Origin of the sequence: Shinella sp. (genome assembly GCF_049651085.1) — a bacterium.
Classification (GTDB): domain Bacteria; phylum Pseudomonadota; class Alphaproteobacteria; order Rhizobiales; family Rhizobiaceae; genus Shinella.
This window is the reverse complement of the sequence record NZ_JBASBL010000005.1, coordinates 20,352-46,601: the sequence shown is the minus strand read 5'-3', so window position 1 is coordinate 46,601 and position 26,250 is coordinate 20,352. Positions and strand designations below refer to the sequence as shown.

Annotated in this window: 23 protein-coding genes; 13 read left to right on the top strand and 10 right to left on the bottom strand. The window is 65.1% G+C overall.

The features are described from left to right. Positions 1-43 precede the first annotated feature (43 nt). A complete protein-coding gene (gene mscL, locus WA950_RS02465; RefSeq protein WP_424550097.1) occupies positions 44-475 on the bottom strand; it encodes a large conductance mechanosensitive channel protein MscL in 432 nt (143 codons plus the stop codon). A 185-nt stretch (positions 476-660) separates the two neighbouring features. On the opposite strand from mscL, the gene WA950_RS02460 reads away from it, so the two are divergent. Then, positions 661-4,161, top strand: a complete 3,501-nt coding sequence (locus WA950_RS02460) for a hybrid sensor histidine kinase/response regulator (protein ID WP_424550096.1) — start codon at positions 661-663, stop codon at positions 4,159-4,161. Between the two features lies 1 nt (position 4,162). On the opposite strand, the gene WA950_RS02455 is transcribed toward WA950_RS02460, so the two are convergent. Further along, positions 4,163-4,816: a response regulator gene (locus WA950_RS02455; protein ID WP_424550095.1), complete on the bottom strand. Its 654-nt coding sequence runs from the start codon at positions 4,814-4,816 to the stop codon at positions 4,163-4,165. 75 nt (positions 4,817-4,891) lie between these two features. After that, on the bottom strand, positions 4,892-5,320 hold the full coding sequence (locus WA950_RS02450; protein ID WP_424550094.1) for a hypothetical protein: 429 nt from the start codon (positions 5,318-5,320) through the stop codon (positions 4,892-4,894). 108 nt (positions 5,321-5,428) lie between these two features. Between WA950_RS02450 and WA950_RS02445 the strand changes: the two genes are divergently transcribed. The 3 genes from WA950_RS02445 to WA950_RS02435 all read left to right on the top strand — a co-directional run bounded on the left by WA950_RS02445 (position 5,429) and on the right by WA950_RS02435 (position 7,329). Next, a complete protein-coding gene (locus WA950_RS02445; RefSeq protein WP_424550093.1) occupies positions 5,429-5,776 on the top strand; it encodes a DUF952 domain-containing protein in 348 nt (115 codons plus the stop codon). Next, positions 5,776-6,861, top strand: coding sequence for a quinone-dependent dihydroorotate dehydrogenase (locus WA950_RS02440; RefSeq protein WP_424550092.1), 1,086 nt, complete (start codon positions 5,776-5,778; stop codon positions 6,859-6,861). The genes WA950_RS02445 and WA950_RS02440 overlap by 1 nt, the downstream gene beginning before the upstream one ends. A 138-nt stretch (positions 6,862-6,999) precedes the next feature. After that, on the top strand, positions 7,000-7,329 hold the full coding sequence (locus WA950_RS02435) for a DUF2934 domain-containing protein (protein ID WP_424550091.1): 330 nt from the start codon (positions 7,000-7,002) through the stop codon (positions 7,327-7,329). Between the two features lie 45 nt (positions 7,330-7,374). Here the strand turns inward: WA950_RS02435 and WA950_RS02430 are convergent, their stop codons facing one another. The 3 genes from WA950_RS02430 to WA950_RS02420 are packed head-to-tail and all read right to left on the bottom strand — an operon-like array spanning position 7,375 to position 9,516. Next, positions 7,375-8,721: an MATE family efflux transporter gene (locus WA950_RS02430; protein ID WP_424550090.1), complete on the bottom strand. Its 1,347-nt coding sequence runs from the start codon at positions 8,719-8,721 to the stop codon at positions 7,375-7,377. A gap of 37 nt (positions 8,722-8,758) precedes the next feature. Next, positions 8,759-9,247 (bottom strand): CAP domain-containing protein, encoded by a 489-nt coding sequence (locus tag WA950_RS02425; RefSeq protein ID WP_424550089.1) that lies wholly within the window; start codon positions 9,245-9,247, stop codon positions 8,759-8,761. A 2-nt stretch (positions 9,248-9,249) separates the two neighbouring features. Further along, positions 9,250-9,516 carry a DUF6460 domain-containing protein gene (locus WA950_RS02420; RefSeq protein WP_424550088.1) on the bottom strand — a complete coding sequence of 89 codons (267 nt, stop codon included), beginning with the start codon at positions 9,514-9,516 and terminating at the stop codon, positions 9,250-9,252. A gap of 140 nt (positions 9,517-9,656) precedes the next feature. Between WA950_RS02420 and WA950_RS02415 the strand changes: the two genes are divergently transcribed. Genes WA950_RS02415 through pdeM form a run of 4 tightly spaced genes read left to right on the top strand, consistent with a single transcriptional unit; the run spans position 9,657 to position 14,610 of the window. Continuing rightward, entirely contained in the window at positions 9,657-10,598 is a 942-nt protein-coding gene (locus WA950_RS02415; RefSeq protein WP_424550087.1) for a methyltransferase domain-containing protein, read from the top strand. Between the two features lie 54 nt (positions 10,599-10,652). After that, on the top strand, positions 10,653-11,288 hold the full coding sequence (locus WA950_RS02410) for a YitT family protein (RefSeq protein ID WP_424550086.1): 636 nt from the start codon (positions 10,653-10,655) through the stop codon (positions 11,286-11,288). Positions 11,289-11,342: 54 nt separating this feature from the next. Next, positions 11,343-13,868: a ligase-associated DNA damage response DEXH box helicase gene (locus tag WA950_RS02405; protein WP_424550085.1), complete on the top strand. Its 2,526-nt coding sequence runs from the start codon at positions 11,343-11,345 to the stop codon at positions 13,866-13,868. A 16-nt stretch (positions 13,869-13,884) separates the two neighbouring features. Beyond that, positions 13,885-14,610, top strand: a complete 726-nt coding sequence (pdeM, locus tag WA950_RS02400) for a ligase-associated DNA damage response endonuclease PdeM (RefSeq protein ID WP_424550084.1) — start codon at positions 13,885-13,887, stop codon at positions 14,608-14,610. A gap of 6 nt (positions 14,611-14,616) precedes the next feature. On the opposite strand, the gene WA950_RS02395 is transcribed toward pdeM, so the two are convergent. Next, on the bottom strand, positions 14,617-15,177 hold the full coding sequence (locus WA950_RS02395) for a dihydrofolate reductase family protein (RefSeq protein ID WP_424550083.1): 561 nt from the start codon (positions 15,175-15,177) through the stop codon (positions 14,617-14,619). Between the two features lie 114 nt (positions 15,178-15,291). Here WA950_RS02395 and WA950_RS02390 point away from each other — a divergent pair, with 114 nt between their 5' ends. Together WA950_RS02390 and WA950_RS02385 are read left to right on the top strand one after the other, a co-directional pair. Further along, a complete protein-coding gene (locus tag WA950_RS02390; protein WP_424550082.1) occupies positions 15,292-15,795 on the top strand; it encodes a winged helix-turn-helix transcriptional regulator in 504 nt (167 codons plus the stop codon). Between the two features lie 76 nt (positions 15,796-15,871). Then, entirely contained in the window at positions 15,872-16,312 is a 441-nt protein-coding gene (locus tag WA950_RS02385) for a universal stress protein (protein ID WP_424550081.1), read from the top strand. 7 nt (positions 16,313-16,319) lie between these two features. Here WA950_RS02385 and WA950_RS02380 read toward each other — a convergent pair whose 3' ends face one another. The 3 genes from WA950_RS02380 to WA950_RS02370 all read right to left on the bottom strand — a co-directional run bounded on the left by WA950_RS02380 (position 16,320) and on the right by WA950_RS02370 (position 22,241). Continuing rightward, on the bottom strand, positions 16,320-17,114 hold the full coding sequence (locus WA950_RS02380; protein ID WP_424550080.1) for a TIGR02186 family protein: 795 nt from the start codon (positions 17,112-17,114) through the stop codon (positions 16,320-16,322). Continuing rightward, positions 17,111-18,037: a sulfite exporter TauE/SafE family protein gene (locus WA950_RS02375; protein ID WP_424550079.1), complete on the bottom strand. Its 927-nt coding sequence runs from the start codon at positions 18,035-18,037 to the stop codon at positions 17,111-17,113. The genes WA950_RS02380 and WA950_RS02375 overlap by 4 nt, the downstream gene beginning before the upstream one ends. Positions 18,038-18,446: 409 nt before the next feature. Next, positions 18,447-22,241 carry a peptidoglycan-binding protein gene (locus WA950_RS02370; protein ID WP_424550078.1) on the bottom strand — a complete coding sequence of 1,265 codons (3,795 nt, stop codon included), beginning with the start codon at positions 22,239-22,241 and terminating at the stop codon, positions 18,447-18,449. Positions 22,242-22,734: 493 nt separating this feature from the next. Here WA950_RS02370 and WA950_RS02365 point away from each other — a divergent pair, with 493 nt between their 5' ends. From WA950_RS02365 to WA950_RS02355, 3 genes are all read left to right on the top strand, one after another. After that, positions 22,735-24,531: an acyl-CoA dehydrogenase C-terminal domain-containing protein gene (locus WA950_RS02365; RefSeq protein WP_424550077.1), complete on the top strand. Its 1,797-nt coding sequence runs from the start codon at positions 22,735-22,737 to the stop codon at positions 24,529-24,531. Between the two features lie 101 nt (positions 24,532-24,632). After that, positions 24,633-25,841, top strand: a complete 1,209-nt coding sequence (locus WA950_RS02360; protein WP_424550076.1) for an acetyl-CoA C-acetyltransferase — start codon at positions 24,633-24,635, stop codon at positions 25,839-25,841. 1 nt (position 25,842) lies between these two features. Further along, positions 25,843-26,241: a YbaY family lipoprotein gene (locus WA950_RS02355; RefSeq protein WP_424550075.1), complete on the top strand. Its 399-nt coding sequence runs from the start codon at positions 25,843-25,845 to the stop codon at positions 26,239-26,241. The last annotated feature ends 9 nt before the right edge of the window (positions 26,242-26,250 follow it).

Sequence of the window (26,250 nt, the reverse complement as noted above, 5' to 3'; positions counted from 1 at the left end):
AAGGCCCGGTTTCCCGGGCCTTTTTTGCATTCGAAACCAAATCTCAAACCGCCGGGCGGCTCTTGAGGAGGTCGCGGATTTCGATGAGGAGCTGCACGTCTTCCGGCGGCGGAGCGGCCTCGGCAGCCTTCTCCTTCTCCAGCGACGCACGCATGCGGTTCACGCCCTTGATCATCAGGAAGATGATCCAGGCGAGGATGAGGAAGTTGATGAGAACAGTGATGAAGTTGCCGTAGGCGAAGACCGCGCCCTGTTCACGGGCGGCCGCGAGCGACGTGGCCGTCACATTGCTCGAAAGCGCGATGAAGTAGTTGGAAAAGTCGAAACCACCCCCGGTCAAGGCACCGACAACGGGCATGACGAGGTCATTTACGATGGATTCGACAATCTTGTTGAAGGCTGCACCAATGATGACACCCACGGCGAGGTCCATAACATTGCCGCGGGCGATAAACGCCTTGAACTCATTGAGCATGAAGGTCTCCTGTTGCTGCGACGCGAATGCAACCTAGTGCAGTTTCCGCTGCGAGGAAACTGCGATCCATCAATATATAGGGGTTTACACACCGGAGGTTCCGCCCCCCGACCATAGACGTAATTTGCTTCCGCAACGCTTTGGCCTACACTGCCGGAAAAGGCCGAAGGACTGCGGGAGGAAGCATGCCGGGCTCGCTGATATTCGCCTTGGCGCTCGCCTATCTGCTCCTGCTCTTCGCGGTCGCAAGTTATGGCGACCGCAAAGCACGGCGTTCCGAGCGCGTCTCGAAGGGCCGGCCGCTCGTCTATGCGCTCAGCCTTGCGATCTACTGCACCTCCTGGACCTATTTCGGCGGCGTGGGCCTGGCCACCACCCACGGCCTGGAATTCGCCGGCATCTATATCGGCCCGATCCTGATGTTCACGCTCGGCATGCCGCTGATCCGCCGCATCGTGACACTGGCAAAAGCCGAACGCCTCACCTCGATCGCCGACTTCATCGCCGCCCGCTACGGCAAGAATCCGGGCGTTGCCGCCGTCGTCGCGCTCATCTCGCTGATCGGCTACATCCCCTATATCGCCCTCCAGCTGAAAGCCGTTTCGAGTTCCGTCGCCGCCCTGGTGGATACGACCAGCTTGGGCCTTACCGCCCCGGGCGGCATCATCGACCTGCCGCTGGTCGTCACGCTCTTCCTTGCCTGTTTCGCCATCGTCTTCGGCACCCGCCACACCGACGCGACCGAGCATCAGGACGGCCTGATCCTCGCCATCTCGATGGAATCGCTGGTCAAGCTCGTCGCCATCGCCTCGGTCGGCATCTATGTCATCTACTTTATGTTCGACGGGCCCGGCGACCTCTGGCAGCGCGCCTCGCAAAACGAGCGCGTCATGCAGTCGCTGACCTACGAGACGCCGATCGCGCGCTGGATCCTGCTCATCGTGCTCTCGGCCTTCGCCATCGTCATGCTGCCGCGCCAGTTCCATGTGACGGTGGTGGAGAACCGGACGGCCGGCGAACTGCGCATGGCGGGCATCCTCTTTCCGCTCTACCTCATCGCCATCAACCTCTTCGTCCTGCCGGTCGCCATCGGCGGCGTCATGACATTCAACGGCCAGGGCGATGGCGACCTCTACGTGCTGACCCTGCCCTTCGCGCTCGACCAGCCGGTCCTGACGCTGATCGCCTTTATCGGTGGCTTTTCCGCCGCCACCGCCATGGTCATCGTCGCTTCGGTGGCGCTTTCCATCATGGTGTCGAACGACATCGTCATCCCGGTCGTGCTGCGCCGCAACCTGATCGGCGGCGTCGAGCAGCAGGACGATCTCTCGCGCATCCTGCTGCGCATCCGGCGGCTGGCGATCTTCTTCGTGCTCCTGCTCGGCTATGCCTATTATCGCGCGGCAACGGCCAATGCCGGCCTCGCCTCGATGGGCCTGCTCGCCTTCGCGGCGGCGGCGCAGGTTGCACCCTCCCTCCTCGGCGGCCTTTTCTGGCGCAATGCCAACGCCCGGGGCGCCATGGCGGGCATGATCTGCGGCCTGGTGGTCTGGGCCTACCTGCTTTTCCTGCCGAGCATCGGCGTCGCCGACAATGCCTATGTCGCCGAAACCGTGCTCGGCTTCCTCTTCCCCGGCGCCACCATCTTCACGGGCGAGGCGGCCGATCCACTGGTCAACGCCACCCTTCTTGCCATGATGGTCAATGTCGGCGCCTATGTGATCGGCTCGCTCACCCGCAACCCGACCTCGCTGGAGCGCCTGCAGGCCGGCACCTTCATCCGCTCGAAGCCGCGTCTCGAGCGCGCCTTCCGCGGCCGGCGGACGAAGGTCACAGTGAAGGATCTGAAATCCACCATCGCCAAATATCTCGGCGAGGAACGCATGCAGCGCTCCTTCCACACCTATGAGCGGCAGGTCGGCCGCTGGCTGGAGGACAATGCGCCGGCGGACGCTGCCATCGTGCACTTCTCCGAGCAGTTGCTCGGCAGCGCCATCGGCTCCTCCTCCGCCCGCCTCGTGCTCTCGCTCGTGCTCCAGCGCATCGACGACACACCGACGGATACGGACTGGCTGCTCGATCAGGCCAGCGAGGCGTTGCAATACAATCAGGACATGCTGCAGACCGCGCTCGGCCAAATGGATCAGGGGATTGCCGTCTTCGACAGCGAAGGCAATCTTACGGTCTGGAATCGCCGCTTCCGCCAGCTCCTCGACCTCCCGGAATATGTCGGCCAGGTCGGCTTCCCGCTCGCCGACATCGTGGACATCCTCATCGAGCGCGGCGACATCGAGGAGAAGGACCGCGAGGCGGCGATCGCCCGCACCATGACCTTCGACGAAGCCTTCGCGCTGGTGCTGTCCGGCGGCGAGCGCATCGTCGAGGTGCGCACCAATGCCATGCCGGAAAAGGGGTTCGTCTCCACCTATACGGATATCACCGATCGCGTGGCCTCCGACCGGGCGCTCAAGCAGGTCAACGAAACGCTCGAGCACCGGGTGGCGGAACGCACCGCCGAGCTGACCCGCGTCAACACGGAGCTTGCCGAAGCGCGCGCCGCCGCCGACGAAGCCAATATCAGCAAGACGCGCTTCTTCGCCGCCGCCGGCCACGACATCCTCCAGCCGCTCAATGCGGCGCGCCTCTATTCCTCCTCGCTCGTCGAACGGCTGGGCGAGACGGAGAACCGCGAGATGATGCACAATATCGATTCCTCGCTGGAATCGGTCGAGGCCATCCTCGGCGCCGTGCTCGACATTTCCCGCCTCGATACCGGCGCGATGAAACCGCGTGTGCAGACGGTTCCGCTGAAGGACCTCCTGAAGCGCATCGAGACCGACTTTGCGCCGATGGCGCGGGCGAAGAACCTGAAATTCACCGTGCTCTCCTCGTCGCTCGCCATCCGCACCGATCCGAACCTGCTGCGCCGCGTCGTGCAGAACCTCGTCTCGAACGCCATCAAATACACGAATTCGGGCAAGGTTCTCGTCGGCGTGCGGCGCAGGGGCGCCCATGCCACGATCCAGGTGCTGGATTCGGGCATCGGCATTCCCTCGTCCAAGTTCCGCACCGTCTTCAAGGAATTCGCCCGTCTCGACGAAGGCGCGCGCACGGCGCCGGGTCTCGGTCTCGGCCTTTCCATTGTCGACCGCATTTCACGCGTGCTCTCCCACCCTGTCGAACTGCAATCGACGCCCGGCCGCGGCACCAGCTTCAAGGTGCGCGTGCCGGTCGACATTGCCGCCTGCCGCCGGGTCGCCGACAAGCCGGCAGCCGCGCCGGCGAGCGACGAGCCGCTCAAGGGCCTGCGGGTTCTCTGCATCGACAACGAGCCGAAGATCCTGGACGGGATGCGCCTGCTGCTTTCCGGCTGGGGCTGCACGGTGACGCTGGCCGAATCCGTGGCGGCGGTCGAGGCGCTGGTGGCAAGCGGTCCACCGGCCATCGATGCGGTCATCGCCGACTACCACCTCGACGACGGCACTGGCATTACCGCGATCGGCAGACTGCGCGGCGCGCTCGGCCGCAACGTGCCTGCCCTGCTCGTCACGGCCGACCGGACCCCGGACGTGCGCGCCGAAGCCGAGCGCGACACCATCCTCGTGCAGAACAAGCCCGTCCGCCCCGCCTCGATGCGGGCCTGGCTGACACAGCTTTCGACGGTGGCACGGGAGGCGGCCGAATAGGTCAGGCGGCGGCCTGAGCGCTGCCGATCTTGCCGAGCTGGATCACCGCCTGGGTGCGGCTGTCGACGTTGAGTTTCAGCAGGATCGCCGAGACATGCGCCTTGATGGTCGCCTCGGAGACGCCGAGTTCATAGGCGATCTGCTTGTTGAGCAAGCCCTCGGCCAGCATGGCGAGCACGCGCGATTGCTGCGGTGTCAGCGTTCGCAGGCGCGCGATGACGTCCGCCACCTCCCCGTCATGCTCCGGCCCGCGCACATAGCCGCCGGGCGTATAGACATTGCCGTCGAGCACCGAGCCGATACCCTCGCGGATGTCGTCGATGGAGGCGGATTTGGAGATGAAGCCCGACGCACCGAGATCGAGTGCGCGGCGGATGGTGGCCGGGTCGTCGCTCGCCGAGACGATGACGACGGGAAGGCTCTGGAATTCGGCCCGAAGCGCGATCAGGCCGGAAAGGCCGCTGACGCCGGGCATGGCGAGGTCGAGCAGCATGAGGTCGGCGTTCGAATTGGCGACGGCAGCCTTGCGCGCCGCCTCGAAATCGCCGGCCTCGACGATGTGCGGATTGCCCGCCATTCCGGTCAGCGCCTGTTTCAGGGCGCCGCGGAACAGCGGATGGTCATCCGCAATGATAATCGTGAGTGCCGATGCCATGCGCTCCCTCCCCGGAGTACAAAGACCCGTATGGTCCTCGCGCGCAGCAAGGCGGAAGCTCGCGCAAGATGACCCTCAGGTCTTTTGCGGCACCGTTTCCTTCTCGGGGGCGGTTTCCTCCTCGCCGCCCTCCAAGTTTTTCACGATACCCATGAACCTTTGCATCATCTTTTCCATGATGGTCATGGTCCGGTCAATCTCTTCATCCGTTGGTAGTGCAGGTTTTGCACCTGTCTGCGCGGTTGCACCGCCTTTTTCGAGGGCTTCGACACGCTTGGTCAGAAGATCCAGCTCCTGTTCGAAGGCGGCGCGCTCGTCGGCGGCCATGCGGCAGACGATCTGCCCCTCCTGCTCCCGGCACAGCGAAATCTCACCCGAAAGCGTGTCGAGGCGTACAAAGCCGGTCTCCGTCTTTTCCATGCGGTAGCGGCCTTCGCCCTCGGCATGGGCGGACCCTGCCAGGAGGGCCGCGACGAATGTGATGGGCAGGGCATGAATTCGCATGCAAAATCCTCCAAGAGCCGGTTTGCGGGCCTGTCACCGGTAGACATTCGCCGTTCTTTGCGGCAAGCGCTACCGTTGAAAACGGCAGGCAAGGGAGAAACGGACGAGATGGCCAAGACAATCTACAAGATCGTTCCGGCAAGTCTGTGGCAAAAAGCGAAGGATGCGGGGATTTTCGAGGGCGCCTCCATCGACCTTTCCGACGGCTACATCCATTTCTCCACCGCCGCCCAGGCGAAGGAGACCGCAGCGCGCCATTTCACCGGCCAGGCGGACCTGCTTCTCATTGCGGTCGATGGCGAAGCGCTCGGCGAGAAACTGCTTTACGAGGCATCCCGCGGCGGCGATCTCTTCCCCCATCTCTATGCCTCCCTCCCGCTATCCGCCGTCCTGTGGGAAAAGCGCCTGCCGCTCGGGACGGACGGCACCCACCAGTTTCCGGAGATGCCGCTTTGATGTCTTTGCTTTCCACCCTCGGCCGCAAGGGCCTCTTCCTGCTCGATCCCGAAACCGCCCACGGCATGTCGATCGCCGCGCTGAAGGCCGGCATCGTACCCGCCTGCCCCGCCAAGACCGATCCGCGCCTTGCGCAGACCATTGCCGGCCTTGCCTTCCCCAATCCGGTCGGCCTTGCCGCCGGCTATGACAAGAATGCCGACGTGCCGGAAGCGCTTCTTCGCCTCGGCTTCGGCTTTACCGAAGTCGGCACGCTGACGCCGCGCCCGCAAGAGGGCAACCCGAAGCCGCGCATCTTCCGCCTCGTGGAGGACGATGCCGTCATCAACCGTCTCGGCTTCAACAATGCCGGCCATGCAGCCGCGCTGGAACGCCTGAAGAATTGCCGGCGCGACGCGCTGATCGGCGTGAATATCGGCGCCAACAAGGACAGCGACGACCGCATCGCGGACTATGTGGCGGGCATCCGCACCTTCTACGACGTCGCCCGCTATTTCACCGCCAACATTTCCTCGCCCAACACGCCGGGCCTGCGCGACCTGCAGGCCAAGGAAAGCCTCGGCACGCTGCTTTCGGCCGTGCTCGCCGCCCGCGCCGAGGAACAGGCGCGCAGCGGCCGGCAGGTGCCGGTCTTCCTGAAGATCGCGCCTGACCTCACCGAGGAGGGCCTCGACGATATTGCCGAAGTCGCGCTCGCCCACCCGCTCGACGGCCTCATCGTTTCCAACACGACCTTGTCCCGCGCCGGCCTTCGCGACACGCGGCAGGCGGTAGAGGCCGGCGGCCTTTCGGGAAAACCGCTCTTCGAGAAATCGACCGTGGTGCTTGCCAAGATGCGCCGGCGTGTCGGCGAGAGGCTGCCGATCATCGGCGTCGGCGGCGTCTCCTCGGCGGACACGGCGGCGGAGAAGATCCGTGCCGGCGCGGACCTCGTCCAGCTCTATTCCTGCATGGTCTATGCCGGCCCGACGCTGCCCGGCGAGATCGTCAGCGGTCTCTCGCGCATCTGCGATCGCGAACAGATCAGCTCGATCCGCGCGCTGCGCGGCACGCGCACCGCCCATTGGGCCGACCGGCCGCTCTGAGGGTTTCAAGGGAACCAAAACCGGCCCGCGGGGGTTTCGTCCACGCGGGTGGAGTGTCGGCAAATGCTGGTTCACATCGACGGTAGCCTGCACCGATCCCGCCAGAAACGGCCAAAAAGGCCGGGAAGGGACGATACCATGAACAAGGACGAGGAACGGATCCGCAAAAGGGCCCACGAAATCTGGGAGGAAGAAGGCCGTCCGGAAGGGCGCGAATATTCGCGCTGGCTGCGCGCCAGGGAGGAGGTGAGCAGGGAGGACGCCGAAGCCTTGCAATGCGCCCCGCCTTCGCAGGAAAAACTGGAGCGCGCCAGCAAGGCCGATATCGCGCGCAGCACGCTTCCGTCCGGAACAGTGCCGGAGAACCCGACCGCGGAAAATCCCGATCGGGTCGTCCCGCTCAGACCAATACCCGGCAAATCGCGCGACAGTCGCATCATCGGCCCCCTGCTGGACAAGCCCTTCTGATGCCGGCGCGCCGGGCCGGATTCGAACGCCGGCCCGACCGAAAGGCTAGCCGAATTCCCGGCGCGCCAGGGCCGGCAGGCGCAGCACCAGGAAAATCCCCCTGAACACCAGGAAGAGATTGAGCGCGAGCCAGAGCCCGTGATTGCCGAGGAGCGGGACGAAAACGGCAAGCGCAGCGAGATAGCCGACGAAAGCCGCCAGCATCATGTTGCGCATGGCCGATGACCAGGTTGCGCCGATGAACACCCCGTCCATCTGGAAGGCGAGCGCGCCGGTGATCGCCGTCAGGGCAGCCCAGGGCAGGTACTTCACCGCTTCGCTCCGCACGCTCTCCGTCGTCGTCAGGAGGCCGACCACATCGGTGCCGAAGGCGAGGAAAAGCAGGGTCGTGATCGCGCCAAGCCCGAACGACCAAAGCATGGTGAGCTTGACCGCCCGGTCGAAAGCAGGCCGGAAAGCGGCGCCGAAGGCCCGGCCGACAAGCTGCTCGGCCGCATTGGCGATGCCGTCGAGATAGTAGCCCGCGACGAGGAAGATATTCATCAGCACCGCATTGGCCGCCAGCACCAGCGGCCCCATTGACGAGCCGATGCGCGTCATGATGGCGAAGGAGCCGATCAGCACGAAGGTCCGGATCATGATGTCGCGATTGAGCGAAAACAGCGCCCGCAGCCGCTCGCGTGCGAAGATCTCCGCCCTGGACGGCCGGTGCTTGCGCTCGAAACGCGAGACGACGATGACAAGGCCCGCCAGCATGCCGATCGTCTCGCCGGCAACCGTGCCCCAGGCGATGCCGGCAATGCCCCAGCCCAGCCACAGGCCGAGCGTGATGGACAGCACGATGTTGATGCCGTTGATGATCGCCTGAAGCATCAACCCGGTCATGCCCTGCCCGCGGCCGAGTACGAAGCCGAGCAGGGCATAGTTGCCGAGCGCCATCGGCGCAGACAGCACGCGGATCGTGAAATAGGTGGAGGTCACCGCCGCCACGCCGGGGGTCGGCGCCATCAGGAAGAGGCCGGCGGAAAGCAGCAACGGCGACAGCAGCGCTATCGCCAGGCCGCAACAGAGCGCGATGGTCAGCGAGCGCCAGTAGACCGCCTGCTCCTCGCGCCGGTCGCCGCGGCCAAAGGCCTGCGCGACAAGCCCCGTCGTAGAGGCGCGCAGAAAATTGAAGCTGCCGAGCAGGAGATCGAAGATCACCGCGCCGACGGCCAGGCCGGCAAGCGCATCCGCCGAACCGAGCCGCCCGGCAACCGCCGTGTCCGTAAGCCCGATCAGCGGCGTCGTCAGGAAGCCGAGCGTCATGGGAATGGCGATCGACAGCACCAGCCGATGCGTCACCTCGAAGGGGCCGGCCCCTTCGTTCTCTCCTGCCGTGGTTGCGCTCATGTCCTCCCCTTCCGTCTCTCGGCCCCCTCAAGCACCCTCAGCCGGAAAGCACCATCGCCCAGTACGGCCTGTTGCCCGAAGCGGGATTGGACACGATGGCAACGCCAAGCCCCCGGAAACTCGTCCCCAGCATGTTTTCCAGGTGCTTGGGCGAACGGTACCAGGCCTCGAAGGCCGCTGCCGCGCTGTCCTGCCCGGCCGCGATGTTCTCGGCGGCCGGCAAGGCGACCTCCATGCCCTTCATGCGCTTTGCGAAATTCGAGCCGAAACCGATATTGTGCTCCATCTTGCCGGCCGCCGCCATGCGGCTCGCCTGGTCCATCGCGGCACGCTGCGCCGCCTTGTCGATGGCGAGCGCCGGCAAGCCGCGCTCGGCCCTCATTTTGTTGACAAGCGCGAGCGAGGCCGGCGTCTGGTCGCTGCCGGTGCCGGCCGAAGGGCTAAGGACATTGGTGGTGGAGCAGCCGGCGGCAAGCGCCGCCACGGCCGCTGCGGAGGCGGCAAGGAAGGTTCGGCGGGAGGTCATGATCACCGGCGATGGCTCAGGAGACGAATGAGGATGAAGGCCGGCACGACGATGACGGCGCCGAGCAGCAGATAATCGCCGAGGCGTCCGAGCGTCTTGAAGCCCGTGTTCCACAGGTTGACGATGAAATCGCGCACCGCGAAGAGAATGTCGTCGGGATAGAGCCCGAAGATCGACATCAGGAAGCCCACCGCCACCGACAGGATGAGGAGCTTGATGAGTACGCGCAGGGGGGTGTCGCCAAGGAACCCGTTCACGCCATTCGACATCGGTGATTCTCCAAAAATTCGTTTCCGTTCCAGATAGGCCCTTGCCGGTCCCGCCGCAAGCAAGGCGGTTCGACGAGAATTCGCTTGCCTTTTGTGGCGCCTGCCATGTAGCTGCGCCAGTCCCCCATTTTCGAGCCCCCATGACGAGCCCGCACTTTTCTTCCGGCGATCTCATTGCCGACCGCCGCGCCGACTACGCCCGCATGTTCGCGGAATCTGGCGAGTTCGCAGAGGCTGCCGAAGTCATGGAACAGGCGCTCGAACAGATGCCCTCATGGGCGGCCGGCTGGTTCCGGCTCGCCGAATATGCGGAAAAATCGGGCCGGAAGGAGGCGGCGGCGGCCGCGCTCGAAAAGGTTGTAGTCCTCGACCCCACCGACATTTTCGGCGCCGGCCTCAAACTTGCCGTCCTCGGCGCTGCCGAGACGCCGGCAACGCCCCCTTCGCCCTATGTCGAGCGCCTCTTTGACGACTATGCCAGCCGCTTCGACGCAGCACTCGTCAAGAAGCTGGATTATACCGTTCCCCAGACGCTTGCCCATCTGGTGCGCAGCCATGCGGGGGAAGATGCGCGCTTCAGCCTCGTCTGCGATATCGGCTGCGGCACCGGCCTCTTCGGCGTCGAATTTCGCGCCAGGGCCGACCGGCTGGAAGGCTTCGATCTTTCCGGCGGCATGCTGGCCAAAGCCGGTGAAAAGGCGGTCTACGACCACCTCGCCCAGGCCGACCTCTCGCTTCCGGCAAAGGAGAGCGGCCTCTTTGCTGCGGCGCCCGAGGCCCGCGCCGATCTCGTCAGCGCCGCCGACGTCCTGATGTATCTCGGCGATCTCGGCGAGGTTTTCCCGACCGCCGCGCGCGTTTCGAAACCGGGCGGCCTCTTTGCCTTTTCCGTCGAGGACGGTGGCGATGGCGATGCGCCGCTCCTGCGCTCCTCGCTACGCTACGCCCATCCGGAAGCCTTCATCCGCCGTCGGCTGGCGGAGAACGGATTTGACCTTGTCGTCGTGGAAAAGAGCGTGATCCGGCAGGATGCCGGCCAGCCGGTGCACGGCCTGCTCTTCCTGGCGCGGCGTCAGGGATAGCGCTTGCGCCGGCCATGGCGCGCTGTACAACAACGAAAACCATCGGAGATCGGCATGGACGGCGACAAGCGGCGTTACGGCTTCTGGAACCCCACCCCCACCCGTCATACGCCGCTGGAAGATGCGCAGGGCCTGTTTGCCAGCAGCATGATCGCCGCGCTCGGCCTTGCCCTGATGAGCAGCGCCGGGCTTGTGGCAAGCGGCACCGCCGGCGTCGCCTTCATCCTGCACTACCTTACCGGCGTGAGCTTCGGCCTCTACTATACCGTCGTGAATATCCCGTTCTACATTCTCGCACTGAACCGCCTCGGCCGGGCCTTCACGATCAAGACGATCATCGCTGTTTCCCTCACCTCGATCATCACCGAACTGCAACCGCATTTCCTGCGTATCGACACCATCGATCCGATGTGGACGGCGGTGCTCGCCGGCATTCTGCTCGGCTTCGGCCTGCTCGGGCTCTACCGCCACCGCGCCAGTCTCGGCGGCGTCGGAGTGCTCGCGGTCTACCTGCAGGAACGGTTCGGCTGGCGCGCCGGTCTGGTGCAGCTCGCCTTCGACCTCGTGGTGCTGGCCGCTGCCTTCCTGGTCGCCGCGCCCTTCATCGTGCTGTGCTCGGTCGTCGGCGCGGTAGTGCTCAACCTCTTCCTCACGGTCAATCACCGCGCGGACCGCTACATTGCGATGTGAGCCTATTTTCGCGGGGAAGCTTCACATTCCGTTGCCGGTCACTAGCTTAGGCGCGTGAACACCATCGATTCTGCCGCTGGCCTTTCCCTCCTGCCCACATCCTTTGCCGCCTGGTTCGCGGCCAAGGGCTGGCAGCCGCGCGCCCACCAGATGGAGCTGCTCGCCCGCGCCACATCAGGCGAGAGCCTGCTGCTGATCGCCCCGACCGGCGCCGGCAAGACACTTGCCGGCTTCCTGCCGGCCCTGACGGACTTGACGCATCGCGGAAAGATCCCGCCCGGTTCCGCCTTCACCGGCGTCCATACGCTCTACATCTCGCCGCTGAAGGCGCTTGCCGTCGATATCGAGCGCAACCTGATGAAGCCGGTTTCCGAAATGGATCTGCCCATCAGCATCGAGACGCGCACCGGCGACACGCCGCAGGCCAAGCGCCAGCGCCAGCGGCTCAATCCGCCCGACATCCTGCTGACGACGCCCGAACAGGTCGCCCTCCTCATCGCCAACGGCGAGGCGGGGCGCTTCTTCAAGGACCTGAAATACGTCATCTTCGACGAACTGCACTCGCTCGTCACCTCCAAGCGCGGCCATCTTCTGTCGCTTGGGCTTGCGCGCCTGCGCCGTCTCGCACCAAGCCTCAGCACCATCGGCCTTTCCGCAACGGTCGCCGAGCCCATGGACCTGCGCCGCTGGCTGGTCGAACAGCCGCCGGGCGCTGAACATCACGCGGGCCTCGTCACCGCGCCCGGCGGGGCAAAGCCCATCATCACCATCCTCAAGAGCAAGGAGCGCGTGCCCTGGTCCGGCCATTCGGCAAAATATGCGATGCCGGAAGTCTATGAGGCGATCGGCCAGCACAGAACGTCGCTGCTCTTCGTCAACACGCGAAGCCAGGCGGAAATCCTCTTCCAGGAACTCTGGAACATCAACGAGGACACGCTGCCCATCGCGCTGCACCACGGCTCGCTCGATGTCGGCCAGCGCCGCAAGGTCGAACAGGCCATGGCGGAAAATCGTCTGCGCGCCGTGGTCGCCACCTCGACGCTCGATCTCGGCATCGACTGGGGCGACGTCGATCTCGTCATCCATGTCGGTGCGCCGAAGGGCGCTTCACGGCTTGCCCAGCGGATCGGGCGCGCCAACCACCGCATGGACGAACCGAGCCGCGCCATCCTCGTGCCCGCCAATCGCTTCGAGGTGATGGAGTGCCAGGCCGCGCTCGACGCCAACTATCTCGGCGCGCAGGATACGCCGCCGGTCGGGAGAGGCACGCTCGACGTGCTCGCCCAGCATGTGCTCGGCATGGCCTGCGCCGCGCCCTTCGACGAGGACGCGCTTTTTGCCGAAGTCACCTCCGCCTCACCCTATACCGGGCTTACGCGCGAAAAATTCGGCCGCATCGTGCAGTTCGTCGCGACTGGCGGCTATGCGCTGAAGACCTATGAACGCTATGCCCGCATCCGCAAGACGGCGGACGGCCTCTGGCGCGTCTCCAACCCCGGGGTTGCCCAGCAATACCGGCTCAACCTCGGCACCATCGTCGAAATGCCGATGCTGAACGTGCGCATGGTCAAGCGCGGGGCAAGGGGCGCGATCGGCCGGGGCGGAGCCTCGCTCGGCAAGGTGGAGGAATATTTCCTCGAGATGCTGTCGCCCGGCGACACGTTCCTGTTCTCCGGCAAGGTGCTGCGTTTCGAGGGCATCCGCGAGAACGAATGCCTCGTCTCCCAGGCCTTCTCGCTCGACCCGAAGGTGCCCGCCTATGCCGGGGGAAAATTCCCGCTCTCCACCTATCTCGCCGATCAGGTGCGCGGCATGCTGGACGATCCGCACCGCTGGGGCGCCCTGCCCGAGCAGGTGCGCGACTGGCTGGCCCTGCAGCGCGACGTCTCGGCCCTGCCCAGGCGCGACGAACTGCTGATCGAGACCTTTCCGCGCGGCAGCCGCCACTACATGGTCGCCTATCCATTCGAGGGACGGCTGGCGCACCAGACGCTCGGCATGCTGCTCACCCGCCGGCTGGAGCGCGCCGGCCGCCGCCCGCTCGGCTTCGTCGCCACGGACTATTCGCTCGCCGTCTGGGCGCTGGACGATCTCGGCCATTCCTTCGCCGTCGAGCGCCCGTCGCTCCAGAACCTGTTCGACGAGGACATGCTGGGCGACGACCTGGAAGCCTGGCTCGATGAAAGCTTCATGCTCAAGCGCACCTTCCGCAATTGCGCCGTGATTGCCGGTCTTATCGAGCAGCGCCATCCGGGCAAGGAAAAGACCGGCCGGCAGGTCACCGTCTCCGCCGATCTCATCTACGACGTGCTGCGAAGCCACGAGCCGGACCATATCCTGCTCGAGGCGACACGCGACGATGCGGCGTCGGGGCTTTTGGATATTCAGCGATTGGGCGATATGCTGGCGCGAATCAAAGGCCACATCACCCATCGGCGGCTCGACCGCATTTCGCCGCTCGCCGTGCCGATCATGCTGGAAATCGGCAAGGAGCCGGTGGCGGGCGAGGCGCAGGATTTTCTGCTGGCGGAAGCGGCCGAGGACCTGATCGCCGAAGCCATGGGCGAGGCCGGTATTTAGGGACGACACGACGCGCATGCAGAGACTGGCGCTGGCATCGATGGATATTCAGGATTTCGGCACCGTGTCGGCGCGCACCGTCATTGCCGGTGTCGAGGCGGTGTGCGATCCGCTCGGTGCGCTCTACCTGCCGGAAAGCCGCCTTCTCGTCGTCTCGGACCTGCATCTGGAAAAAGGCGCCGCCTTCGCCCGTCGCGGTATGATGCTGCCGCCCTACGATACGCTGGCGACGCTGAAAATTCTCGAAGCCGTTGTCGCCAGGCACGATCCGGCCATCGTCGTCAGCCTCGGCGACAATTTCCACGACCGCATCGGTTCGGCCCATCTGCCCGATATCTTCCGAACGAAGATCGCCGACATGGCGCGCGGGCGCGACTGGATCTGGATCAACGGCAATCACGACCCGGACGGCACGGTGGGCCTGCCCGGCCAGTCGGCCGACGAACTGCACCATGCGGGTCTGGTCTTCCGGCACGAGCCGTCACTCCTCTCGCCCGCCGGCGAGATCGCCGGGCACCTTCACCCCGCCGCCACCGTCATCCGCCGCGAAAAGGCGGTGCGCCGCCCATGTTTTGCGACGGACGGCCGCCGTCTGCTGATGCCCGCCTTCGGCATCCTGACGGGTGGGCTCGACCTTCGCCACAAGGCGATGACCGGCCTCTTCGACCGGCCGAACCTTGTCGCGCACATGCTCGGACGCGACCGCATCTATTCGGTGCGCTTCACCAACCTGCGCGGCTGAGACGCCTCAGACGACTGCCCCTTCCGGCGTATAGCGCGCAAGGATCGTGCCGTTGGAAAGCGGCCTTGCCTCGATGAGGTTGAAGTCACGCCGCGCGCCGTCCTTGAAGAAGGGCGTGCCCTTGCCGAGCTGCACCGGCACGATGGCCAGCATCACCTCATCGACGAGACCGGCCGTCAGCAGCGCGTCCGTCAGCTCGGCACTGCCGAAGACATAGATCGTCTTGTCGAGCGCCTGCTTGCGCCGCGCAATCTCGCCGGCAATATCCGCCGTCACCTCGGTGTTGTTCCAGTCGGCGGCGGCAAGCGTGCGCGAGGCGACCAGTTTCGGCAGGGCGTTCATGAAAACCTTCACCACGCCCTCTTCCTCGGTCGACGTCCAATAGGCCTTCATGCCCTCGTAGGTCACGCGGCCGAAGACGAGGAGACCGGCGGACGCGCCAAAATCCATGCTCAGCTTTTCCAGCTCCGGACCCCAGGCCCTGTTGTGAAAGTCGAGATCCCATTTTTTCTCGCCCTCGAAGAAACCGTCGAGCGTCATGAGGTTCCAGATGATTACCTTCGCCATCGTCCTATCCTCTTCCCTGCGGGTTTCGCCGCGCTGAAGTAAACCGATTGCGATTTGCAATCGGTTGATGGGTAGCAAAACCGATTGTACAACGCAATCAGTTTGGAGACCCTCATGAAAGACACCCATCGCTCCGGTTGCCCGATCAATCTTACCCTGGAAATTCTCGGGGATCGCTGGAGCCTGATCGTGCTGCGCGACATGATGTTCGGCAACCGCCGTCATTTTCGCGAACTGCTGACCAAATCGGAGGAAGGCATCGCCTCGAACATCCTTGCCGACCGGCTGCGCCGCCTTGTCGAGCGGGGGCTGATCACCAGGCAGGATGATCCGAGCCACAAGCAGAAGGCGCTCTACAGCCTCACCGAAATGGGTATTGCTCTCGTACCCGTATTCGCCATGATGGGCGCCTGGGGACGGCGCTTCCTGCCGGTGACGGAAGAACTCTCGATCCGCGCCGAATTGCTGGAGGACGGCGGACCTGCCATATGGGAGGCCTTCATGGAAGAACTGCGCGCCATCCATCTGGGCGTGCCGCAGCCCGCACGGTCCGTCTTCAACGAATTGCAGGCCGCCTATGAAGCGACCGTCGCCCGGCGCGCCGCAGCAACCGCTTGACGAAAGCCGCGCGGTTGATTTCCATCAACGCGATGCCCGGCGTTGCGTCTAGTCTGGGCAAAAAGGAGGTTGCACCATGTACAAGCATATCCTCGTTCCCACGGATGGATCGGACCTGTCCTCCGCCGCCATCGACCAGGCTCTGGAGCTCGCCAGGATGCTCGGCGCGAAAGTGACCGCGCTGACGGTCGCCGAGCCGCTGCACTTCCTGCCCGTAACGCCCGGCGGCACCGCCAATCTCAGGGCGGACTATGATGCGCATCTCAAGGAGAGCGGAGCCCGCATCCTCGGCGCAGTCGAGGCGAAAGCGGCGGCCGCCGGCGTGCCCATCGAGACGGTACAGGTCGCCGCGGGCGATGCCTGGCAGGCGATCGTCGACACGGCGAAGGAGCGCGGCTGCGACCTCATCGCCATGGCCTCTCACGGCCGGCGCGGCGTCAGCGCCTTCCTGATGGGCAGCGTCACCACCAGGGTGCTCGGCCACGCCAAGGTGCCGGTGCTGGTCTACCGGTCGTAAGGCGGCCTCAATCCCGGCGGAAGACGACGCTGGCCAGCCAGCCCGTCAGCACCGCCAGCAGCACCGAAAGGGTGCCGTAGGCGAGCGAATTGTTGTAGGCGGCACTGGAGATCATCTGCTCGAGGCCGGTCTTCATGACGCGCAGCGGCAACGCCTTCTCGGCGATGAAGACGCCGTCGCGGAAGAGATGCGCACGCACCACATGGGTGCCGTTCGGCACGCTCGCCGGCAACCGGACCGTCGCCTTGAACAGGCTGGCGCTGATGAACTGCACGCCGCCCGGATCCCGCTGGTAGAAACCGCCGCTTTCCTTCAGCCGCCGGAAGGCATCGCGGAACTCGGTCATGTTGCTGCCGTCCCCGACATAGCCGATCGGCGAAAGGCGGATGTGGTGGATGCCGACGCCGACGCTGTTGAGCGTGGCGGGATCGGCGATCGTCTCCACGTCCCGCGTGCTCGACAGCGAATAGGATTCCGGCACCAGTTCGAAGGTCATGGAGCGACGGTTGATCCAGATGCCGAACACCCGCTCCTTGATGCGCACCGTGTTGTTGTCCTTCGGCCCTTCCAGCGCCACCACGATATCGTATTTGCGCTGGACGAGCAGCGACGGATCGTAGCCTTCGATGGCGCCGAAGATCGTCAGGTCCGCACCGCGGAAATCCGAGGAAATCGCGATCTCGTCGGTGGAGATGCCGATCTCGAGCTTTTCGGGATATTCCGCCGGCTTGTCCTCCAGCACCTGCGCGCTGGCGGAAAAGGCAAGGCCGCAGGCCAGGATCAGGGTCGCGAGGGCTCTCATCGATAGACCCCCTCGCTGACCACGGAATACAAATCGGCCGGTGTGGCGATGAGATCGACCGCAAGGCGCGCGCCGACGGCAAGGACGAGCAGCGCCAGCAGGGCGCGCAGCTGCTCGCCGCGCAGTTTCTGGCCGACCCGCACGCCGTATTGCGCGCCGATCACCCCCGCCACCATCAGGATGAAGGCAAGCACGATATCGACCGAGTAATTCGTCGTCGCCTGCACAATGGTCGTGTAGGCGGTGACGAAGATGATCTGGAACAGCGAGGTGCCGACGACGACATTCGTCGGGATGCGCAGCAGATAGATCATCGCCGGCACCATGATGAAGCCGCCGCCGACGCCCATGACCGAGGTAAGGATGCCGATGCCGAAGCCGAGGCCGATCACCGGAATGACGGAGAGATAGATCTTCGACTTCTTGAACCGCATCTTGAGCGGCAGGCGATGCACCCAGCTGTGCTGGCCGGGGCGGCGCAGCGAGGTGGGCTCGTTCCTCGCGGACCGGCGGAGCGCGCGGATGCTTTCAAGCAGCATCATGGTGCCGACGGAGCCGAGCAGCACGACGTAGAGCAGCGAGATGACGAGATCGAGTTGGCCGACGCTGCGCAGGATCGAGAACAGCCATATGCCGACGGTCGCGCCGGCAAGGCCGCCGAGAAGCAGCACCGTGCCGAGCTTCACGTCCAGCGTGCCGCGCCGGAAATGCGAGAGCGCCCCGGACATGGAGGAGGCGACGACCTGGTTGGCGCCCGTCGCCACGGCCACGATCGGCGGGATGTTGTAGAAGATCAGGAGCGGCGTGATGAGGAAGCCGCCGCCGACGCCGAACATGCCGGAAAGGAAACCGACGGCCGCGCCCATGCCGAGAATGATGAAGATGTTCACCGAAAGCTCTGCAATGGGCAGATAGACAGTCACGACGATACCCCGATCGGCAAGCTTACCTGCACATGCAGGCGGCATCCATGTTTGCGCAATTCCAGGCAGAAGACCGCTTCGCAGCTTTGCTGGACTTGCTTCCGGCAGTCGCCATCACCCATTTTGCCTGCCGCTGCGGCTGTATCTTCGGCATGCTGCGCATACAGGAAAGCGCCCCGCCGCGGGAAGGAGGCCCCTCCGTCGGCCGGTCGCGCCCTGCATCTCGCAAGGATCGGTCACGCGGCGCCGCTTTGTCAGCGCGCCCTTGCCGCCCTGTGGATGAAGACGTCTATCGGACGCGCATCATCTTGAGACGACATGTGGTTTTTCTAAGGAGCGTCATGCCCGCAGGCTGTGGACAAGTCAACCGGAGAAGCCCTTTCATCGACCTCTCCGGCGGGTCTGCCGATCAACTCGGCTGCTTGTTTCGCTTCAGCAGTTCGGTGACGAGCGCGTCGTCGATCTCGCCGGTCTCCTTCTGGCCGACCGACTTCTGGAAAGCCTTGATGGCGCTGACCGTCTTCTTGCCCATCTCGCCATCCGGCGTACCGGCGTTGAAGCCGTTGTTGTTGAGGATGGCCTGGATGTTGCGGATCGCCTTCTTCATGTCGACGCTGGCGGTTTTCGTCGAATTGCCGACCCACTCGTCGGGCAGGTCCGCCGCATTCGACTTCTCGTCCAGGACCTGCGGCTTCCACAGTTCCATCTTCGCCTTGGCGCTGGAAAGCTGTTCCGGACGCATGGCGTTCGCCACCTCGTCACGCTTTTCCGCTGCGTCCTGATCGCCGTCGCGGGCGGCGATGGCGAACCACTTGTAGGATTCCTCGAGATCCTGCTTCACGCCGTTGCCGCGCGCATAGAGGATGGCAAGGTTGAACTGGCTGTCGCGCACGCCGAATTCAGAAGCCTTCTGGAACCAGTTCGCCGCAGCGGTGAAGTCCGGCGCCGCATCGCCGATGCCGGATGCCAGCAGCACTGCAAGGTTGTGCATGGCGCTGGCATTGCCCTTGTTGGCCGCCACTTCGTAGAGCTGGCGGGCGCGGTTCAGGTCACGCTCGACGCCCTGGCCCTTTTCATAGAGGTTGGCCAGACGGTATTCCGCCGGCGCAAAGCCGCGGGCCGCCGCAAGTTCGTACCAGCGGGCGGCTTCTTTGAGGTCGCTTGCAACGCCGCGGCCTTCGGTGTAGCGCGCGCCGATCTCGAACAGCGCCAGCGGGTCACCCTCGCCGGCCGCCTTGGAAAGCGAGGCGGGAGTAATTCCCTCGGGAACCACGATCGCCGCCGTCTGCGTCTGGTCGATCGGCGCGACATCCGGCGTCTCAACCGGCTCGAAGCCGGCGGTCGCATTGTCATCGGTCAGAGCCGGCGTCGCAATGACGCCGGTATCCTGTGCCAAGGCGCGGGCCGGTGTCGTCTCGACGGCCGCATTGCTGTCCACACCGGCAAGGCTGCGCTCGCCGCCGGCTTCAGTCGATGCGGGCACGGTGACCGTCTTTTCCTCGACCACCGGGGCAGCGGCAGTGTTCGCCATCACGGTCTCGCCAGCTGCGGCGGGCTCTACGCCCTCGCCGGTCACGGCCGTCTGCTCGATGACCACCGGGGCTTCGTCGCCGCTCACCAGCGTGCTGACCAGCGGGTAGGACATGATGGCGAGCAGCACGGCGCCGACGGCCAGCAGGATGGGCCGGCGATGGCGCGACAGGGCGGAAGCGGGCTTCTCGCCCTTCGCCACCTTGTCAGCCTTCTTGGCCGGGGCGACGCGGGAGATCGTGTCGGCTTCTTCGGCCGCAAGCTTTGCGGCGCGACGGGCGGCGGCAATGAAGTCCGCCTTCTCGGTATCGCTGCCGGTGCCCGCGCGGTTGCCGGATGCCTGGCCAGCGCGCACGCGCTCGAGGATGCGGCGGACGTCCGGCACGCCGGAGCCCGGCTCCAGCAGCTGGTTCGCCTCTTCCGGCGCCAGCTCGTCGGTCGGATCGATCGAGGGCGCCGGGTCGATCTGCTGGCGCTCGACCTGCGGGGCGGCTTCCTTGCGGCCGGGAACAAGACGGCGCTTCAGGCCGGCCAGCAGGCCGCCCTTCGGCTGGGTTTTCGCCTCTTCCACCGCATAGGCCACGGCGGTGTCCGCCAGTTCTTCCAACTGCTCGGGGCGCTCGGGAACATCAATGTGCTCCACTTCGATCTCGGCGAAGCGGCTCTCCTCCTGCGGCTCGGCGCGATCGGCCTTGTGCCGGTCCGCAGCACCGAAGCCGTCATCGTCAAAAGGGTAGTCGTTGCCGCCGAGGCTTGCGGCCGGTTCGGCGCGGCGCTCGAAATCCATGGCCGGCATTTCGGCGCGCGGCATCGCCGCGTCACGGCGACCGAAGGTTTCGCGCGGGGCGTCGAGATCTTCCAGCCGGCCGGCGATCTGCACCAGCGTTTCATGCAGCGCATCGAAGGTGCGCGCCGTGCGGTCCTCGCTCGAACGGGTCAGTTCTTCCAGCGCGCGCAGGTCCCCGGCAAGGCCGGCGATCGCGTCCATGTCGGTGTTGGCGGCACCGGTCGGACCGGCATGGCGATAGGCTTCCATCACGGCTTCCGCCGCCTGGCGGGCAGCCTCGACGATATATTCGTCATTGGTCGCCATATAGTCTTCGATCGTCGCCAACCGGTTCTCGACGTCCGGGGACACGCCGGCAGGCGAGGAAGAGGGCGTGCTGATCAGCGTGGAAAGATGCGCGATCTGCGCTTCGAGGCCGCGCAGGGCCTCATGGTCGCCGGCGGGCGCCACCCGGGTCGCATCGAGCCGGTCGGCAATCGCCGAAAGGCGGTCTTCGATATGCGAGAAGCGGTCTTCCTGGAACGGGCTGCCGACAGGCGCGTCGAGATTGTCGATGCGGCGGGCGAGCGCGTCGAGCCGGCCGGCCAGTTCGCCATTGACGCTGCCCTGGTCGAGCGCGTCGATCTTGCGGGAAATGTCGGAAAGATAATAGGCAAGCTCATCGCCACCGGCCATGACGGGCGCGGCCTGCTGGCTTTGCTCCAGCATCAGCGACAGCTGCTCGATACGCTCTTCAAGGCGAAGTGCAGCGCGCTCGCTCGACATTTCCTCGATACGGTTCGCCAGGGCCTCGATGCGCAGGCCAAGCCCCTGCTCGGACGCCGGCGCCGGGCGGCGGGCGATGAGATCAAGCTGGCCGGCAAGATCGGCGAAGCGGCCTTCCAGGCGCTGCATCATGCCATGATCGGCAGATGCCGACTGCTGCATGCGGCCGGCAGCGGCAATGGCGCGGCTGATCTCGTCGAGGCGGGTATCCAGTCCCTCGAACTGCGAGGTGACGGCGGAAACGAAACGCCCATTGTCCGGCTCGCTGCGGCGGCCGAGCATGTCGACCGATTGCGCAATCGATTCGATCTTGCTTTCCAGCGCACGGATCGCCGGGGTGGCGCTCATCGTGGTGATCTGGTTCTTCAGTTCGTCGAGCCGATAGGCGAGCGCCACCAGTTCGTCGTCCCGGGTCTGATCGAAGACGGAGAGCTTGTGCTCTACACCGTTCCAGCGATCTTCCATGCGGCGCACGGAATCCTCGCGGGCGAGCCCGTCGAGCACGGAGCGCAGTTCGTCGAATTCGACGCGCAGGCCTTCCGCATGGCCCGACTGGCGGCCGAGCTGGTTGATGCCGGTGGAAAGCCGCAGCAGCTCCTCGCGCAGGTCGTCGCCATTGCCGCGGCCTTCGGCCACCTGGCGGATGCCGCGGATTTCGGAGCGCAGCGACTGCATTTCGCGCTCCAGCCCGTCGGCAATGTCCTTCTTCAGGTCCTGGCGCAGCGAAACGAGCGCCTTGGCGATATCCTCGACGGGGCCTTCCGCGCGGGCGGGCGCAGCGGCGCCATAGGCGGTGTGGGCATGCTGGGCGGCGGCATGGTGGTCGCTGGAAAGCGGGCGGCGCTCCATGCGCGGGGCGACATGTTCGCGGCCGCCCTCGATGGCGCGCTGGCGCTGCATGATCTCGGAAACCGGATCGTCGCGCAGCGGGATGCCGCGCGATGGCTCATAGCGGGCGGGCTGCTCGGTGCGCGGGGCAAACCGCTCCTCGCTGCGGCCTCGCGTGTCCCGGCCATTTGCCATCAGGCCTTCGATGCGGGCTTCGAGCCCCTCGATGGTGCGATTCAGCGCGTCGAGCGAAGACCGTTCGCCATGACGTTGCGGGTTTCGCGATCCGTTCATCTTTCGCCTCGCTTTGGCGGCCAGATGGCCTGCCGGGAGAATACCCTTGACGGCGCTGCCGCCCGGCTGCGCCCATTTCGATCCGGCGGAAGTTTCCCTCGCCATCGATCACCGCATGGACGGCGGGAAACAGGTCCGTCCCTGTCCCGTCCGGGACTGTCGCCCGGCATTCACAGGGGAAACGAATGATTCCCGATCCCACGCCCTCAAGCGCCACAATTCATGGAACGTGGTAAACAACCGGTTAACCGGCCCGAATTTTTTAACGATTTGCTCATAGACTGGCGTTCGGAAGGGATAGCGAGACAGCAATGGGCCATGTTGGCGACGTGTCCCGCATCGCGCCCGCCCGCCGTCGCCAGGCCACTTGCCTCCTCATCGAGGAAAATTTCGCCGCTCGTCGCGTTTTGACGTTTACGCAAACGTCAAAGTTTTATAGTATCCCATACAAGGACCGGACTCCTGTCCGTGGCATAGGTGAGGAACGCGAGAAATGCCGATCTACAAGGCCCCCGTGAATGACACGCTTTTCATCCTGAACGACGTCCTGTCGCTCGAGCGCTACAACAACCTGCCCGGCTTTGCCGATGCGACGGGAGACATGCTCGACGCCATTGCCGGCGAGGCCGCCAGGCTTGCGGAAGAGGTGTTGTTCCCGGTCAACCTCTCCGGCGACCAGGAAGGTTGCAAGCGGAATGACGATGCGACCGTGACGACGCCGAAGGGTTTCAAGCAGGCCTATGACCTCTATCGCCAGGGTGGCTGGATCGGCCTTGCCGTGCCGGAAGAATTCGGCGGCCAGGGCCTTCCCTATGTGCTGCACACCGCCGTCGGCGAATACATGTCTTCGGCCAACATGGCGCTCACCATGTATCCGGGCCTGACGCAGGGCGCGATCGCCGCGATCCTCGTGCACGGCTCCGACGAGCAGAAGGCCGCCTATCTGCCGAAGATGGTGGAAGGCACCTGGACCGGCACGATGAACCTGACGGAGCCCCATTGCGGCACCGACCTCGGCCTGCTGCGCAGCAAGGCCGTGCCGCAGGCCGACGGTTCCTACAGGATTTCCGGCCAGAAGATCTTCATCTCCGCCGGCGACCACGACATGTCGGAGAACATCGTGCATCTGGTGCTCGCCCGCATCGAGGGCGCGCCGGAAGGCACCAAGGGCATCTCGCTCTTCATCGTGCCGAAGTTCATGCTCAAGGACGACGGCACGCCGGGCGACAGGAACGGCGTCTCCTGCGGCGCGATCGAGCACAAGATGGGCATCCACGGCAACGCCACCTGCGTCATGAACTATGACGAGGCGACCGGCTTCCTCATCGGCGCTGAGAACAAGGGCCTCAACGCCATGTTCGTGATGATGAACGAAGCGCGCCTCGGCGTCGGCCTGCAGGGTCTCTCGATTGCCGAGACCGCCTATCAGAACGCCGCCAATTACGCCCGCGAGCGCCTGCAGGGCCGCTCGCTCTCCGGCGTCAAGAATCCGGACGCCAAGGCCGACCCGCTGATCGTCCACCCGGACATCCGCCGCACGCTGATGACCATCAAGGCCTGGACCGAGGGCGGCCGCGCCTTCACGCTGTGGACGGCGCTGAAATCGGACATCGCCCATCGCTCGGCCGACGAGGCAGAACGCCAGTCCGCCGACGACATCCTCGGCCTGATGACGCCGATCCTCAAGGGCGTGCTCACCGACAAGGGCTTCGACCACGCCGTCATGGCCCAGCAGGTCTTCGGCGGCCACGGCTATATCGAAGAACACGGCATGAGCCAGTATGTGCGTGATGCGCGCATCGCCATGATCTACGAAGGGGCGAACGGCATCCAGGCGCTCGACCTCGTCGGCCGCAAGCTCGGCATGAACGGCGGTCGCGCCGTCATGGCGCTCTTCAAGGAGATCGGTGATTTCTGCGAGGAGAACCGGGCCGACGAAAAGCTCGCCCCCTTCACCAAGGGCCTCAAGAAGGGCTTGAACGACCTTCAGGCCGCGACCATGTGGTTCATGCAGAACGCCATGGCCAAGCCCGACAATGCCGGCGCCGGTTCGACCGACTACATGCATCTCTTCGGCCTCGTCGTCGTCGGCTACATGTGGGCGAAGATCGCGAAGGCCGCCGAGGATGGCCTTGCAAACGGCGCGGGCGAGCGGGAAGATTTCCTGAAGAACAAGCTGGTGACGGCAAAGTTCTTCATGGAACGCCTGATGCCGGAAACGGGCCTGCGCAAGATCCGCATCGAAGCCGGCGCGGACACGATGATGGAGTTGGCCGCAGAGGCATTCTGACGCTTTGCACCCCCTCCCCGCAAGCGGGGCGAAAGGTTACAGTCACAGGCCGCGAGCCAAGAATTCTAAGGCGCCGACGCGCCGCCAGGGAGAAGAGACCAATGACTGACGTCTTCATCTACGATCACGTGCGCACCCCGCGCGGGCGCGGCAAGAAGGACGGCTCGCTGCACGAAGTGCCGTCCGTGCGCCTTGCCGCCAAGGTGCTGGAAGCGGTGCGCGACCGCAACGGGCTGGATACGGCCAAGGTCGACGACATCGTCATGGGCTGTGTCGATCCCGTCATGGATGCCGGCTCGGTAATCCCGAAGGCCGCCGCCTTCGAGGCCGGCTATTCGACCCGCGCACCGGGCATGCAGATCTCGCGCTTCTGCGCCTCCGGCCTTGATGCCGTGAACTTCGGCGCGGCGAAGATCGCCCAGGGCGCGGACGACATCGTGATTGCCGGCGGCGTCGAGAGCATGTCGCGCGTCGGCCTCGGCATGTCGGGCGGTTCCTGGTTCATGGACCCCTCCGTCAACTTCCCGGCCTATTTCATGCCGCAGGGCGTGTCAGCCGATCTCATCGCCACGAAATACGGTTTCAGCCGCGACGACGTCGACGCCTATGCCGTCGAGAGCCAGAAGCGCGCCGCCCATGCCTGGCAGAGCGGCTACTTCAAGAACTCCGTCGTGCCGGTCAAGGACATCAACGGCCTGACGATCCTTGCCCATGACGAACACATGCGCCCCGGCACCGACATGCAGGCGCTCGCTTCGCTCAACCCCTCCTTCCAGCTTCCCGGCGAGATGGGCGGCTTCGAGGCCGTCGCCATCCAGGCCCACCCGGAAATCGAGGGCATCAACTACGTCCACCATGCCGGCAATTCGTCGGGCATCGTCGATGGCGCCGCCGCCGTGCTGCTCGGCTCGAAGGAAGGCGGCAACATCCTCGGCAAAAAAGCGCGCGGCCGCATCAAGGCCTTCGCCAATATCGGTTCCGACCCGGCGCTGATGCTGACCGGCCCCGTCGATGTCACGGAAAAGCTGCTCGCCCGCACCGGCATGAAGCTTGCCGACATCGACCTCTTCGAGCTCAACGAAGCCTTCGCCGCCGTGGTGCTGCGCTACATGCAGGCCTTCGACATTCCGCACGACAGGATGAACGTCAACGGCGGTGCGATCGCCATGGGCCATCCGCTCGGCGCGACCGGCGCGATGATCCTCGGCACCGTGCTCGACGAGCTGGAACGCCGCGACCTCAACGTTGCCCTCGTCACGCTCTGCATCGGCGCGGGCATGGGCACGGCGACAATCATCGAACGGGTGTGAGATGACCAACCCGACCCGCCGCAGTTTCCTCGCCCTCGTCGGGACAGGCCTTATCGCCACGTCCGCAGAGGCGGGCGACAGCTTCGTGCTGTCGGGCACCGTCACCTATGTCGCCAAGGGCGCCATACCGCCCGGTCGGATGACGATCCGGCTGGAAGAACAGGGCGTCATGGACGCCCCGGCACGCGGCATCGCAGCAACCACAGTCGTCAGCAAGGGCGACCGGCACTCCATCCGCTTTTCGATGCGGGTGAAGCACTCGGCGCTGCGCAGGGCCGTCGATCCGGGCTTCACCATCCGCCTCGAGCGGCACGAGCGCCTCATCGCCATCAACACGACGAAACAGGGATATAGCGGCCGAGGCAAGGTCTCGCTGCACATCGAGCCCATTCTCTACTGAGGGGGAGAA